At 41.8% G+C, this 13,602-nt stretch carries 13 protein-coding genes; all 13 read right to left on the bottom strand.

Annotated elements, in window-relative coordinates; all coding sequences use genetic code 11:
- Position 1: 1 nt before the first annotated feature.
- The 13 genes from ispG to ilvC all read right to left on the bottom strand — a co-directional run bounded on the left by ispG (position 2) and on the right by ilvC (position 13,519).
- Positions 2-1,123, bottom strand: a complete 1,122-nt coding sequence (gene ispG, locus AMD27_RS13450; RefSeq protein WP_067661433.1) for a flavodoxin-dependent (E)-4-hydroxy-3-methylbut-2-enyl-diphosphate synthase — start codon at positions 1,121-1,123, stop codon at positions 2-4.
- 18 nt (positions 1,124-1,141) lie between these two features.
- Positions 1,142-1,948, bottom strand: coding sequence for a helix-turn-helix domain-containing protein (locus tag AMD27_RS13455; protein ID WP_067661435.1), 807 nt, complete (start codon positions 1,946-1,948; stop codon positions 1,142-1,144).
- Positions 1,939-2,742 carry a type IV pilus biogenesis/stability protein PilW gene (gene pilW / locus AMD27_RS13460; protein WP_067661437.1) on the bottom strand — a complete coding sequence of 268 codons (804 nt, stop codon included), beginning with the start codon at positions 2,740-2,742 and terminating at the stop codon, positions 1,939-1,941. Before pilW ends, AMD27_RS13455 begins: the two co-directional genes overlap by 10 nt.
- A gap of 44 nt (positions 2,743-2,786) precedes the next feature.
- A complete protein-coding gene (gene rlmN, locus AMD27_RS13465) occupies positions 2,787-4,022 on the bottom strand; it encodes a 23S rRNA (adenine(2503)-C(2))-methyltransferase RlmN (protein WP_067661439.1) in 1,236 nt (411 codons plus the stop codon).
- A 136-nt stretch (positions 4,023-4,158) separates the two neighbouring features.
- Positions 4,159-4,590, bottom strand: a complete 432-nt coding sequence (ndk, locus tag AMD27_RS13470; RefSeq protein ID WP_067661441.1) for a nucleoside-diphosphate kinase — start codon at positions 4,588-4,590, stop codon at positions 4,159-4,161.
- Positions 4,591-4,698: 108 nt separating this feature from the next.
- Complete coding sequence (gene iscX, locus AMD27_RS13475; RefSeq protein WP_067661443.1) at positions 4,699-4,899, bottom strand: Fe-S cluster assembly protein IscX; 201 nt, start codon at positions 4,897-4,899, stop codon at positions 4,699-4,701.
- Between the two features lie 143 nt (positions 4,900-5,042).
- On the bottom strand, positions 5,043-5,594 hold the full coding sequence (locus AMD27_RS13480; RefSeq protein ID WP_067663026.1) for a phosphatase PAP2 family protein: 552 nt from the start codon (positions 5,592-5,594) through the stop codon (positions 5,043-5,045).
- A gap of 19 nt (positions 5,595-5,613) precedes the next feature.
- The gene (locus AMD27_RS13485; RefSeq protein WP_228140670.1) at positions 5,614-6,876 is read right to left on the bottom strand and encodes a glycosyltransferase family 4 protein; all 1,263 of its coding nucleotides are present in this window, start codon (positions 6,874-6,876) and stop codon (positions 5,614-5,616) included.
- A 157-nt stretch (positions 6,877-7,033) separates the two neighbouring features.
- Entirely contained in the window at positions 7,034-8,368 is a 1,335-nt protein-coding gene (locus AMD27_RS13490; RefSeq protein WP_416202792.1) for a glycosyltransferase family 4 protein, read from the bottom strand.
- 130 nt (positions 8,369-8,498) lie between these two features.
- The gene (locus AMD27_RS13495; RefSeq protein ID WP_067663029.1) at positions 8,499-9,311 is read right to left on the bottom strand and encodes an XAC2610-related protein; all 813 of its coding nucleotides are present in this window, start codon (positions 9,309-9,311) and stop codon (positions 8,499-8,501) included.
- Positions 9,312-10,103: 792 nt separating this feature from the next.
- Positions 10,104-11,429, bottom strand: a complete 1,326-nt coding sequence (locus AMD27_RS13500) for a S8 family peptidase (RefSeq protein ID WP_067661449.1) — start codon at positions 11,427-11,429, stop codon at positions 10,104-10,106.
- Positions 11,416-11,787: a hypothetical protein gene (locus AMD27_RS13505; protein ID WP_067661451.1), complete on the bottom strand. Its 372-nt coding sequence runs from the start codon at positions 11,785-11,787 to the stop codon at positions 11,416-11,418. Before AMD27_RS13505 ends, AMD27_RS13500 begins: the two co-directional genes overlap by 14 nt.
- A gap of 715 nt (positions 11,788-12,502) precedes the next feature.
- Positions 12,503-13,519 carry a ketol-acid reductoisomerase gene (ilvC, locus tag AMD27_RS13510; RefSeq protein ID WP_067661453.1) on the bottom strand — a complete coding sequence of 339 codons (1,017 nt, stop codon included), beginning with the start codon at positions 13,517-13,519 and terminating at the stop codon, positions 12,503-12,505.
- Positions 13,520-13,602: the final 83 nt, after the last annotated feature.

Consider the following 13,602-nt stretch of genomic DNA (forward strand, 5'->3'; position numbering starts at 1 on the left):
TCTACTCAGAAAAACTTGTACGAATAATTTCTTTGGATTTGGCTTCTTCAAGCTCAATCACACGCTGACGAACCATGCTTTCAATTTCGTCAACCAGTTGATTAGTATCAACTAAATGGCTTTTTTCACCATTTTTATACACCAATGAACGTGGTGCTGCGCCCACAATCCCGATATCCGCTTCTTTGGCTTCACCCGGACCATTCACTTTACAGCCAATGACAGAGACATCCATTGGGGTCCGAATATCTTCAAGACGCTCTTCTAATTGCTGCATCACTGAAATCACGTTAAATTCTTGACGTGAACAGCTTGGACAAGCAATGAAGTTGATTCCGTTGGATCGAAGACTTAAGGATTTTAAAATATCGAAACCGATTTTAATTTCTTCTTCAGGTTCAGCAGCCAATGAAATACGCATGGTGTCGCCAATGCCTTCCATGAGCAAACCACCTAGCGCAATCGCAGACTTGACTGAACCTGTACGGTAAATTCCCGCTTCAGTGACACCCAAGTGTAATGGATTATCAATTTGCGCTGAAAGTAAACGGTAGGCATCCATGGTTAAAAATACATTCGATGCTTTGACCGAAATTTTGAATTCGTTGAAATCTAAACGGTCTAAAATATCAATATGACGCATTGCAGATTCAAGCAGCGCTTGGCCTGTCGGCTCACCATATTTCTTTTGGATGTCTTTTTCTAGGGAACCAGCGTTAACCCCAATACGCATAGAAATGTCGTTATGACGTGCGGCTGCCACCACTTCACGAATTTTTGCTTCGGAGCCAATGTTACCTGGGTTAATACGCAAACAATCTGCACCCAAATCTGCCACGGCCAAGGCAATTTTATAATCAAAGTGAATGTCTGCAACCAAAGGTACAGTGACACGTTTACGAATTTCACCGAATGCAGCTGCGGCTTCCATACTCGGTACGGACACACGCATAATGTCTGCACCGACGTCCGCACAGCGTTGAATCTGCGCAACAGTTGCATCGACATCACAAGTTTCAGTGTTGGTCATACTCTGAATACTGATGGGCGCATCGCCCCCCACATAAACAGAACCCACGCGAATTTTACGTGTAGGACGGCGTTTAATCGGATTTACAAACATTGTATTACCTTTATCCCATTAGCGTGACAAACGGAATTCTGCTTTTCCGTTTACTGTGTATGGTGATAATGAAATACTTTCATTATTTAAACGCAGTGACACCGCTTGCGCATCATCCAAACGAATTTGAAAAGGCGATTCACCCTGGATATTCAACGTCGTGGCTTGACGACCTGTTGCCAGTACTTTGCCCGTGCTATCCACAATATGTACGGAGGTCGGACGGCTAAAGCCTAAGGTCATTTGATCACCAGTGCTTGCAACAACTGCACCTGCATTTGCACCATTGTCTAAGGTTAACACTTCAACATGATCAGATTGTGAAGGTGCGTTGTTGTTTGAACTTTCTTTTGCAGACCATTTTTGAATGCCTGCAATCACCAGCCAAATCAAAGCAATGGCAACAATCGCAATCAATAAACGCTTTAACCATTTACGGTTACGGTCACTATTGGAGCCTGAAAGTTTACCCATGATTTTAATCGGGGAATTATTCAACGCATGATTGGGAAGTAAGCCAGTATCATTTTCATAAATTTCATCAAAACGCTGGATAATCGCAGTCGCATCCACTTTCAGGTATTTCGCATACGAGCGATAATAACCCTTAATAAATGTGGCTTCTGGCAAAGCAGTATAGGCATCTTGCTCAAGCGATTCCAAGGTTTTCACAGGCACATTGAGATCTGCTGCAACGTCTTTCAAATCACGCATTTGTGATATACGAATTTGACGTAAATACTCGCCAGGGCGTTGAATATCTCCTAAAGCATTAGGTGCTACGCTTGAACCAGCAGGTTGCTGTGAATTAGGATTTACTTCCATACGGCCTCAGTATTGTACTGTAATTGCAAATAACGTTGATATTCTTGACTATTTGGAAACAAAGCACGCAATTGATTCACAAGTACATGCATTCCCATATTATCCCCATTGGCACGCGCAATACGTAAACCAATCCATAGCGCTCTCGCACCTTGATTTTTTTGGCCGACATTACCAACAAAAGATTGGTAAAGTTGACGCGCTGCCACATGATTTTGTTGCAGATAAAAAATCTCAGCCAACTCTATCATTGAAATGGTCGATTCACGATTGACTTGTAGTGCCTGTTTGAATGATTTTTCAGCATTCGCCACATCACCTTGAATCAGGTAAATACGACCTAAATTTTCTAAAGCTCGAAAACGCTGCTCATAGCCCAGTGTTGCACCGGCAATACTGAACTGTTGAATGGCATCATTATAACGTTTTGCTTGATATAAATATGTTCCATAATTATTACGCGCTTGCGCATTTTTTGGATCAAGTGAAATGGCACGACTAAAATAGCGATCTGCCTGATCTAAACTAATTTGACTGCCTTCTTGTTGGAGTAAAACGCCCATCATCATATTGGCCGTTGAATCTTTTGAATCTGCGGCTAAGGCTTGATCCAATGCGCGCTTGGCGGCATCTAAATCACCTGTGCGAATATATTCAGCAGCCATTTGTGTTCGAACTTTGGCTGCCTTTTCAGGGTCTTTTTTAACAATCGTGCCTGAGTCTGTACTCTGGCATCCTTGTAACACCAATGCAGACAAACACAGTGCCATCACAGCGACTGATTTTTTATACATAGGTTGTTTCAATACCGCCCCCCTTATCTCGCACTTATAATAATTCAGCCTGGTGATCGCATAATCACATTTTTTTCTTCGACTTTCTTTTTCCACTGTTCTGCACGGCGGGTACGGTCAGCCACCTGTCCCACCAATTGACCACAGGCTGCATCAATATCATCACCGCGTGTCTGACGAATCGTACACACAAAACCGGCATCAGACAAAGTTTTTTGGAAAGAAATAATACGATTTCGGCTTGAACGACCATAAGGCGCATGCGGGAAAGGATTAAATGGGATTAAATTAATTTTACTTGGCAAGTTTTTCAGCAACTTAATCATTTGCTGAGCATGTTCAGGATGGTCATTCACGCCATCAAGCATGACATATTCAATGGTCACGTGTTTGCGCGCACTTTCGTTGCCGTCTTTAGCAATATAACGCTGACATGCCGCAATCAATTGTGCTAATGGATATTTTTTATTGATTGGCACAAGCTCGTTACGAAGCTCATCATTGGGTGCATGTAGTGAAATTGCGAGTGCAACATCAATGTCCTTAATCATTTGATCGATTTTTGGCACAACACCTGAAGTTGAAAGCGTCACACGGCGTTTAGACATGCCATAGGCAAAGTCATCCAGCATAATCCGCATTGCATTAAGCACTGCATCATAGTTGAGCAGAGGCTCCCCCATACCCATCATCACCACGTTCGTCACCGAACGCTCGCGATCTGCCACAGGGACATCTTCCATATAGGAGTAGTTTGCCACCCAAAGCTGACCAATAATTTCGGCTTGATTTAAGTCACGTTGAAAGCCTTGTTTACCGGTTGAACAGAATGAACAATCCAGCGCACAACCGACTTGCGAAGAGATACACAGCGTCTTACGTGAACCTGATTTGTGTTCAGCTGGAATGAGTACCGTCTCAACCAAAGAGCCTGCACCTTCACCGACACGAAACACCCACTTACGGGTACCGTCTTTTGAATAATTACGATGCACCACTTCTGGCGCTGTAATGACACACATTTCTGCCAGTTTTTCACGCAATTTGCCTGACACATTGGTCATGAGGGCAAAATCAGTCACGAAGAACTGATGAATCCATTTCATCACCTGCCCAGCACGGAATTTCTTTTCTCCAATCTCTTCGAAGAATTTTTCCATTTGCGGACGTGACATACCCAATAAATTCACTTTCTGCACAGCATCAACTTGAACAGGATGAGAAGATGATGGCTGTTGTTCATCTAAATGTGCGGATGAAGCGACAACTTCAGAATTCATGAGGATTACCTAGACCATGTCGGGGGATGAAAAAGTTTAATTTAAACAAGCTGCTCAATAATTGAGCAATAAAATTTTGAGAGAATAAAAAAACCAGACAAGTATGATAACACTTATCTGGTTTCAATACTTCGAATTAACGAGTACGTGGAGCAATCTCAGTTTGAACGAAGAAGTAGTTCACTTCACGTTCAGCTGATGCTACAGAGTCAGAACCGTGAGCAGCGTTTTCATCAATGCTTACAGCGAAATCTGCACGGATTGTACCAGGAGCAGCTTCTTTAGGATTCGTCGCGCCCAAGATTTCACGGTGAGCAAGAATCGCGTTTTCGCCTTCAAGAACAGATACAACAACAGGACCAGAAGTCATGAATGCAACAAGGTCACCAAAGAAACCACGTTCTTTATGCTCAGCGTAGAAGCCTTCAGCTTCAGCTTGAGTCAAATGCTTCATTTTAGTTGCAACGATTTTAAGACCAGCTTTCTCGAAACGAGCAAAGATTTCGCCGATGTTATTTTTAGCAACTGCGTCTGGTTTAACGATAGATAAAGCGCGTTCGATAGCCATGATTGGCTCCTTAGATCAAATTGAGATGAAAATTTTGCGCATTATACCGAATAATGGGCTATTTTCTGCGTTTGATGTGTAAAAAAATGGTTTTTTTCACATTCGAGATTAACGTGCTTCGTCAATCCATGCCATTTGAATCCCTTCAAGCAGACCTTCAGTCGATTTTGTAGGATCATCACTAAAATCAGGCAACGCACAAACCCATGCATGTAGGTCTGTAAAACGAATCCACTGCGGATCTACATCTGGATGCGCTTCATATAATTCAACGGCGATATCTAAGGTATCCGTCCAACGTAAGCCCATTTCAATTCCTCTATATACAGTCGTGATCTATGGCCCCACTTTAGCAAAAAGCCAGCCCCAACGTATAGCGCTATTGTCGAGTTGAATATGATCCCCATTCATTAAATCAGAGGCTATCGCCTAATTTAATTGATAAACTTTATTTAAAGCAGAATATGAAAAAAAGGCGCAGCCAAAATAATGGCGCTAGCCACACTTGCACCGATCAACGCACCGACAATGACATCCGTGGGATAATGCAGCCCTAAAACCATACGCGACAGTGCCACCAATACCGTAAAAGGCAACATCAGTAGCAGTAACATGGGTTGAATAGAACCAAACACCACGGTTGCCATAACGGCGTGTAAGGTATGACCTGAGGGAAAACTAAAATGATCCAGTGGTCGCTCACCCAAATGAATCACTTGATGGACTTGATAAGGTCGGGGTCGCGTAGTCTTGGTTTTAAGCAGTTTATATATACCTGTACCGAGCGATGAACCCACCAGCAAATATACAATTTGCAGACTGTACGCTATGCCTTGCATCACCCAAACAATGGACAGCATGGCATACCAAAATGCACCATCGCCTAAACGGCTGATGACTTTGAAAAATAGTGCGATGTTTTGACGGTGTGAGAAGTGATTCAGGTAAAGACAACCTTTAAGGTCTAGATCCAATATTCTTATTTTGGTATTTTTAAAGTTCATTTCACCTACTCCCATAGGTTTATGCCGTAATCTCAGTCTCCTGTACGACACGATAAAATGCCTGCTCAAGCTGTTGAACACAGTGATTCCATCCAACACTTTGGACGTTTTTCATGGCTTGCTGTCCCATGGCATGCAAGGTTTTATTGTTCGGTAGTTGCTGCATATTTTGTATAAAATTCTGTTTCTGCCCCAAAGGACAGAGCCATGCAGTGTTTGCATCCAAATGTAGTTTTGCTGCGGCATAATCATAGGCCACTACGGGCAATGCACTTGCCATCGCTTCCAATATCACATTGCCAAAGGTTTCCACTTGACTGGCAAACACAAACACATCTGCACTGGCGAAAACTTCCGCAAGTACATTACCAGTTAAACTGCCTGTGAAAATCACACCTGCCGTCTGGCTATATTTTTCCAGTCGCACTCGATCTGGACCTTCTCCCACAATCACTAGCTTTAGTTTTCTTTCAGGTTCACGGCGCATACTGATGTACGTGTCTATTAACAGTTGTATTTCTTTTTCAGGAGAGATGCGCCCGACATAAAGCATCACTGTGGTATTTTCACATGCACCCCATTTTCGTCGTTGTGCGCTTGACTTAAAAACCGGTGAGAATTTCTCTACATCTACACCTGTTTTAATCACCTCAATCGGGCAAGTCACTCCAAAATCCAGAATGGCCTGTGCCGTGTCTTGACTGGGTACACATGTGAGCTGAGTATTGTTATGAAACCACTTTAAATAATGTTGAATCGGCTTGACCAAAAAAGCCAAATCATAAAACCGACTGAAATCTTGAAAAGCTGAGTGAAAGCCGCTACTGATAGGAATATTTTTAGATTTTGCAGATTGCAGCACTGCCAAACCAAGTGGGCCTTCGGTCACCACATGCACAATGTCTGGCATAAATTCATCAAAAGCCTTCGAGACTTTTCGATACTGCGGCCAACCAAATTGCATTTGAGTGTATTTGGGAATCACCTGTCCCGTAACCAAGCATTCTTTGTTGGGGGCGAAATCTAAGCATTTTTGTTTTTGATCAGGTCTGATCAGTAAAATTTTATGACCCAGACGCTGTAAGCCTTTACAAATCTGAAGTAAGGAAAGCGCCACACCGTTTAGCTCCGGTGGCCACGTTTCGGTGACGATCGCGATTTTTAATCTTGCTCGAACAAGGCCTTCAACCACCTGTACTTCTGAATCCGCATGATTTTGACGTTTGAAATGAAACCGATTGTTTTCAAATAATCTTCTTTGTCTAGATAATGCAGTGTCCATGACTCTCATCACCACAGCTCAATATATTTTTCTAATACTTGAGACTGTAGCTGACAAAAATTTCATTATGATGATGATTTGATTAAATTCTTGTCACATTAGCCAACGCGCTGTATAGGTGGGTAAAAATAATCACATTCTTTAGCTTTTTAGCTTTTTAGCTTTTTAGCTTTTTATGAGCATGCAAATGCTCAACGGCAATATACAACGCTGACTCAAAATCCTGAATCGGTTGTCGCCATCCTGCTGTAGCCACTTCTTGCTCAGCCTGTTGACCCATTCTTTGTAAAACCGATTGTTCAGGAAGACCATATAAGGCAAGGATAAACGCAGATTGGTTTCCAAACGGAATCAACCACCCTGTTTGCTCAGGTCTAACGTGTAATTTGGCACACGCATAGTCATAAGCAAGCACAGGTAAACCACTCGCCAATGCTTCTAATACCACATTCCCAAAGGTTTCTACTTGACTCGGAAAAACAAAAACATCTGCACTTGCATACACTTGTGCTAACGCTTCCCCAACTAAACTCCCTGTAAAAATAACCCGAGCCGCCCCTGCTAATTTTTCCAAATGGACACGATCAGGGCCATCACCAACAATCACCAACACCATGTTTTGAATGCCTTGATCGAACATCTTTTTATACGTTTCTATGATCAATCCAACTTCTTTTTCGGGGGATAAACGTCCGACTGAAAGTAAGACTCGCGTTTGCTCAGAAACACCCCACGATGCCCTAACAGCATGTGATCGTTTATTTGAACTAAAAAGCTGGGTATCCACACCACGCCCGACCACTTGGAGCCGACCTCGCACTCCCATATTTTTCAAATCAACAGCTGTATCTTGACTGGGTACGCAAGTGATCTGGGTTCGATTATGAAACCATGTCAGGTATCGAGCAATGGGTTTTACCAATAATGGAAACTCAAAATATCGGCTAAACTCTTGAAAGGCGGAATGAAAACCACTTGATATTGGAATACCTTTTGACTTTGCGACAAATAGACTGGCACAACCCAAAGGCCCTTCCGTCACGATATGAACGATATCTGGCTGAAAGTCATCGAGTGCATTTGAGATTTTGGAAATTTGAGGCCATCCAAATTGTAATGTTGGATATTTAGGTATGGCTTGGGCCCTGACCCAGCATTCTTTCTCTGGCTTAAAACGCATACATTGCTGTTTCGGCTTGGGTCGAATCAGTTGAATCTGATGTCCCCAAGACTGTAAGCCTAAGCATAAATTTAACAGCGAATTTGCAACCCCATTAATTTCTGGTGCCCAAGTTTCAGTGACTATCGTTATTTTTAAATGCGTAGGCCTTAAGATCTGCGGTGCTAACTTTCGAGCGTTCAGCTGAACGTTGTGAGATGGCCTCAACAGTTGAAATTGCGTTTTATTCATTTTTCTAAAAAATTGTGATTCCAATTGTGATTCTAGGTATTGTTTTTGTTTTGTATATATAGCCTTAATGATTCCCATCAAAACAGCTCATTATGATCTTTTCATAAAATATACAAGATCACAATGTCAATAAAATGATCATTTGATTAAAAAATGATGACAAGACCTATCCAAAATAAAGACTACTGATCACTTTGCCCTTCCAATCGCTTTATTCAATTTTTTGTAGCAACCCTTGATTGACTTGGTATCGCTGACCACCAAAATCAATCTGCTGTTTTTCACCCTGTAACTTTGGAAAGCCCACGATTTTTTCAAGCTGTGGTGAACGCTGATATTTGGTGGTTTTAGGGTTATACATCCAGTAAATATAGCGCTTATCCGTGACTTTACGATCTTGAGACAGATCTGACAAAATCACGTCATAATGACCATCAAAATTAATATCCAGATAGCCAATACTGTTGGGATAAGCTGAAAATCCGGTCAGTGTTTGCGCAACGGTGTTGTTGGTTTTATCTATCACATCGACACGAGTCAGTAATTGCTCTTGTGCTTCGGTATCGGCTTTTACCCCATAAAATTTAAAAGTGAACAAAGGTTTATTTTCAACTTTAAATGCTGGCTCAAACTGCACAAGATGGTTCGTTCCTGCTTGATCAATCAGGTTTGACTTGAGCACTCCTGAATTCACATTGAGGTTTCCCATAATTTGCGCAATATCATGTTTTTCGAGCGAGTCGATTTGCAACGCTTTTAAGTCGAGGTCATGACCTTTTTGTGTCCCACGCAACTCAATATTCTTGTTTTCACTCAGGTCATACAGCGTTCCGTGTGGCTGAGCAATGCCCGCATAGATGCTGAGGAAATAGCGTTCATCTGTCGATTTCAACATGCGCTGCATGGAAACGCGCACGTTGTTCAATGGTTTTAAGGAATTCAATGCAGGGCGACTGGTCTCTTCTGCATGGCTTAAGCAAGAAACCGATAAAGCAGCTATCGAAAGTAAGCGTTTGAAATTCATCAATTCCCACATGTTATAAAAAATAAATTAGCCCCACTGTATCACAACTCAATTGGCACTCAAATCAATCCTATTTAAGATTGTGCAGTAGCAAAAATCCAGATAAAAATAAGCGCATGCTAAGCTTTATTAAAATGACGTTTGAGTTGTTGAATATGAGCACAGCTCATTTTTACCCCCCAATCTGGAAACAATGTCGTCATTCGCATTCAGCCCAATCTAGAAATCCATAGCATTAAAAATCCTAGTACAATCCATGAAAAATGCCAGAGCGCTTGTTTAATATAATGTTTTCAATCTGTCGCCAAGGAACATGCTGCTTTAATGGGTTGGTAAGTGTTTCAAGTACTGAAAATCTACACTGATTTCAGTGCAACCCTAGGGCAAATATTTCCAGAGTATAAACTGCGCATTGTGCATCGATTCAAGCTTGATCGAATCATATAGGGTTAGACCAAGTACATCTGGAACAAGACACAGCATAAGAATGAATTTTAACAACATCTTAAAGCTACATTTCTAATCTATGGTTTTTAATCTATGATCTTCAAATTTATAGTTTTGGAATCTATGGTTTTCAAATCTATGCTCAATCCAATCCACAAAGTCCTGACACAAAAAACCCCACTATAGGTGAGGTTTTTCGCTTAAAAGTAGAGATTAAGGTATTTACTCAGGATCACCCTCAAGTCATAGCTCGCATTAAATCATCCTGAGTATTGTGTTCGACAGCCACAATGTATTAGACAATCATAATATTAGACAACAATGTAATCCCCTCTTTAGCCCGTGCTAATTTACAACACTCAGGGCTGCAGTTGCTGCCAACAAATTAATTCTAGAGGTTAGGACACCATTTCGGTGATCCGTAATCGGTTTCCCTGTGGTTTGCAGACGCTTAATGGTTTGATCGACACTTTCTTGTGGCGACACTTTGTTGGATCTGAGGACTGCGATCACCCCTGCTACATGCGGAGAAGCTTGAGATGTACCACTTTGCGTGACACCTGCAGCCACAATTGAAGAACCAGGTGCAAGTAAAGTTAATAGGTTTCCACTATTGCTAAAACAAGTGACCTTATCCGCGGCAGTGGCATAATCGGTACAGTTTGACCAGCTCACACCACCAAGGTTTGAATCATACACAGCCCCAACACGAACTGCACCAGGCGTACAGGCTGGTGTCGATACACCATTGGTGAATCCATCGTTACCCGCTGCAACGACAGGTACTACCCCTGAATTTCGTGCATTGGCAAATGCGGTTGTGTAAGAACTATTACACTCATTGGTGAACTGTCGACCTGGCGTCCCCAAACTCAGATTGATGGCTTTGATATTGTAAGTTTGTGCGTTATTGATGGCCCAATTTACTGCAGCAATAACATCTGAATCATAAGCGCCATTGCCTCTAAAAACATCAATCCCAATCAATTTGGCTTTGGGTGCGACATTGGCCACAATTCCTGCCACATTGGTTCCATGTTTTACACTGTCATCGAGTTGGTTGTCCGCAAGAGCTGTATCAAAGTTTTGAATGACCCGACAGGTGGACGGGGTTGCAACTGCAGTACAGTTACCAAAATCAGCATGCCGATAATCCAAACCCGAGTCCGCAATCACCACACTGGTTCCCGCTCCATCAAAACCTTTGACCGCCGCCTGTGGCTGGCCAATCAATGGTAAGCTTTCTAAGTCGCCACTCGCTTTATTGATTAAATTGGGATAAACCGCTTTGACCTCTGGATCATTTAATAATTTAACCAAAGTATCCTGATTACTGATGCGATAAGTGGTAATCGGCAGGCTATTATAATCTCTAAGTACCGTCAGACCAGGCAACTGTTTGTAGGCACTTTTAAATCGGGTTTTATCATCTGCAATTTGATTTCTTTTCTGCTGCCCAAAAGTGACATTGATTGCAGGATCTTTTAATTCAACAATCAAATCATTGGATGTGTTGCTCAGCAAAGCCTCCAGATTAATATGTGCTTTTTCAACTTTTTGTCGAGCATCGACCTTTAGATTTTTATAGTGTGCGCTGTCTAGTGAGGCGGCATCCGCATTTGAAAACAGCAATGCGCCTACACAAATCGCGAGTATTTTATTGGCTTTCATATTTTCCCTCAGTATTCTCTATTTTATTGGCAGGATCTGTTTCTGGATCCACGGGTTGTTGGGTCATATCGCTTTTCGTATCATATAAAACGATTGCTTCTGATCCCTTTGCTGACGGTGTGGGAAGTTTCACTTCAAGCAGACTATTCTGCTGAGGCTTTAGAGCAATGTCTTGAGGTGGATCTACACTCTGCGACTTCGCTTTATGTTGAACAGAACCTCCTTGCTCTGAACCGCTTAACACATTGGGTTTTAAATAAAAAAACAGTAAAAAACCTAAAATAAAAATAACGGTTATCCCTAACCCTACCGCTATCCTGTTTTTATTCTTCCGTGGTTTTGTGGTTGAGACACTCATGGCATTGTTCTTCTCGTTTGTTTTGACTTAGACTACGTGTTATGTGAATACTCTTTAAACGATTTAAAAAGAATAATATATAAATATTGATTATTTATTAAACTAGAAATATGAGTGTAAAATATTCTTCTGTTATTTTTTGATCGAACATGTAAATAAGTAATGCTACACCAAAATAGGTCGAGGCAAACAAGCTATTCACTCGCCATTACTTTCTCGATTTATACGATTTGCTAAGCAGCTATATATTCGTTAGCCAGCTATAAGAGCTGTTATTTATGAAGTATCAAGAGCATGGAAGCATGGCTGTCATATATGCAGGAATATATATGCAGGAATGGATTGGCTAAAATCATAAAAACCCACTCTTTTGAGTGGGCTTTCAATTCACAATTTAATTCAAATCAATCGAAACAGCCGTTTTGTGTTTGTCGATGAGCTTGTTCAAGTAAATCCATTTTTTTCATTACTCAAGTCTAAAACGTATGAGCTGAGTTCTTTTCTTTGTCTACCATCTTGTTCGCTTGAATCCAGGGAATGAAGGAGAGTCAGCAGAGCACTGCTCTGCCCGAGTGCAAGAGCGAAGTTTTATTTCGCTGACACCCTTTCATTTAAAGAATTTACTTTGAGTGAAGCGTAAAGCACCTAATGCTCAATGTAAAAAACCCACTCAACATGAGTGGGTTTTCGCATTCAAATCAATTGATTTGAGAAATTAGTTTTTCTCTTTATCAACGATTTTGTTTGCTTGAATCCAAGGCATCATACCGCGTAACTTGTTACCTGTTACTTCAATACCATGCTCTGCATTTTGACGACGACGCGCAGTCATAGATGGGTAGTTCAGCGCACCTTCTTGGATGAACATTTTTGCATATTCACCAGATTGGATACGTTTAAGCGCATTACGCATCGCTTCACGAGACTGTTCGTTGATGACTTCAGTACCCGTTACATATTCGCCGTATTCAGCGTTATTCGATACTGAATAGTTCATGTCCGCAATACCGCCTTCGAACATTAAGTCAACGATCAATTTAAGCTCGTGTAGACATTCAAAATACGCCATTTCTGGTGCATAACCCGCTTCAACCAAAGTTTCGAAGCCCATTTTCACAAGTTCAACCGCACCACCACAAAGAACGGCTTGCTCACCGAACAAATCAGTTTCAGTTTCTTCACGGAAAGAGGTTTCGATAATACCGGTACGACCACCACCTACGCCTGAAGCATAAGAAAGTGCAAGGTTACGCGCATTACCAGAAGCATCTTGATGAATTGCGATTAAGTCAGGTACACCTGAACCACGTTGGTATTCAGAACGTACTGTGTGACCTGGTGCTTTAGGCGCAATCATGATGACGTCAAGGTCAGCACGCGGCACAACTTGGTTATAAAGGATTGAGAAACCATGCGCAAATGCAAGCGTTGCACCTTGCTTGATGTTTGGCTCAATCACGTCACGGTAAAGTTGAGATTGGAATTCATCTGGCGTCAAGATCATCACGACGTCAGCTTGCGCTACAGCAGCAGGAACTTCAGCAACTTTAAGACCTGAGTTTTCAGCTTTTTTCCAAGAAGTAGAACCCGCACGTAAACCAACAGTTACGTCAACGCCAGAATCTTGAAGGTTAAGCGCATGCGCGTGACCTTGTGAACCGTAACCAATGATCGCTACTTTCTTAGATTGGATGATAGATAAGTCAGTGTCTTTATCGTAAAAAATTTGCATTGCTGTCTCCGCTAAAATGCTTTTGTTTCCTTTATATTTAACCCAGTGATTTTTTGTTATTCACTTTGCTAAACCCTCGCCTT

This window comes from Acinetobacter sp. TGL-Y2, assembly GCF_001612555.1.
Classification (GTDB): domain Bacteria; phylum Pseudomonadota; class Gammaproteobacteria; order Pseudomonadales; family Moraxellaceae; genus Acinetobacter.

Bases quoted from the DNA above. Each gene is read 5' to 3' on its own strand.
- iscX (WP_067661443.1), bottom strand. From the start codon at position 4,899: ATGGGCTTACGTTGGACGGATACCTTAGATATCGCCGTTGAATTATAT.
- AMD27_RS13455 (WP_067661435.1), bottom strand. From the start codon at position 1,948: ATGGAAGTAAATCCTAATTCACAGCAACCTGCTGGTTCAAGCGTAGCA.
- ilvC (WP_067661453.1), bottom strand. From the start codon at position 13,519: ATGCAAATTTTTTACGATAAAGACACTGACTTATCTATCATCCAATCT.
- pilW (WP_067661437.1), bottom strand. From the start codon at position 2,742: ATGTATAAAAAATCAGTCGCTGTGATGGCACTGTGTTTGTCTGCATTG.
- AMD27_RS13480 (WP_067663026.1), bottom strand. From the start codon at position 5,594: ATGAACTTTAAAAATACCAAAATAAGAATATTGGATCTAGACCTTAAA.
- AMD27_RS13500 (WP_067661449.1), bottom strand. From the start codon at position 11,429: ATGAAAGCCAATAAAATACTCGCGATTTGTGTAGGCGCATTGCTGTTT.
- ispG (WP_067661433.1), bottom strand. From the start codon at position 1,123: ATGTTTGTAAATCCGATTAAACGCCGTCCTACACGTAAAATTCGCGTG.
- AMD27_RS13505 (WP_067661451.1), bottom strand. From the start codon at position 11,787: ATGAGTGTCTCAACCACAAAACCACGGAAGAATAAAAACAGGATAGCG.
- ndk (WP_067661441.1), bottom strand. From the start codon at position 4,590: ATGGCTATCGAACGCGCTTTATCTATCGTTAAACCAGACGCAGTTGCT.
- rlmN (WP_067661439.1), bottom strand. From the start codon at position 4,022: ATGAATTCTGAAGTTGTCGCTTCATCCGCACATTTAGATGAACAACAG.
- AMD27_RS13485 (WP_228140670.1), bottom strand. From the start codon at position 6,876: ATGGACACTGCATTATCTAGACAAAGAAGATTATTTGAAAACAATCGG.
- AMD27_RS13495 (WP_067663029.1), bottom strand. From the start codon at position 9,311: ATGAATTTCAAACGCTTACTTTCGATAGCTGCTTTATCGGTTTCTTGC.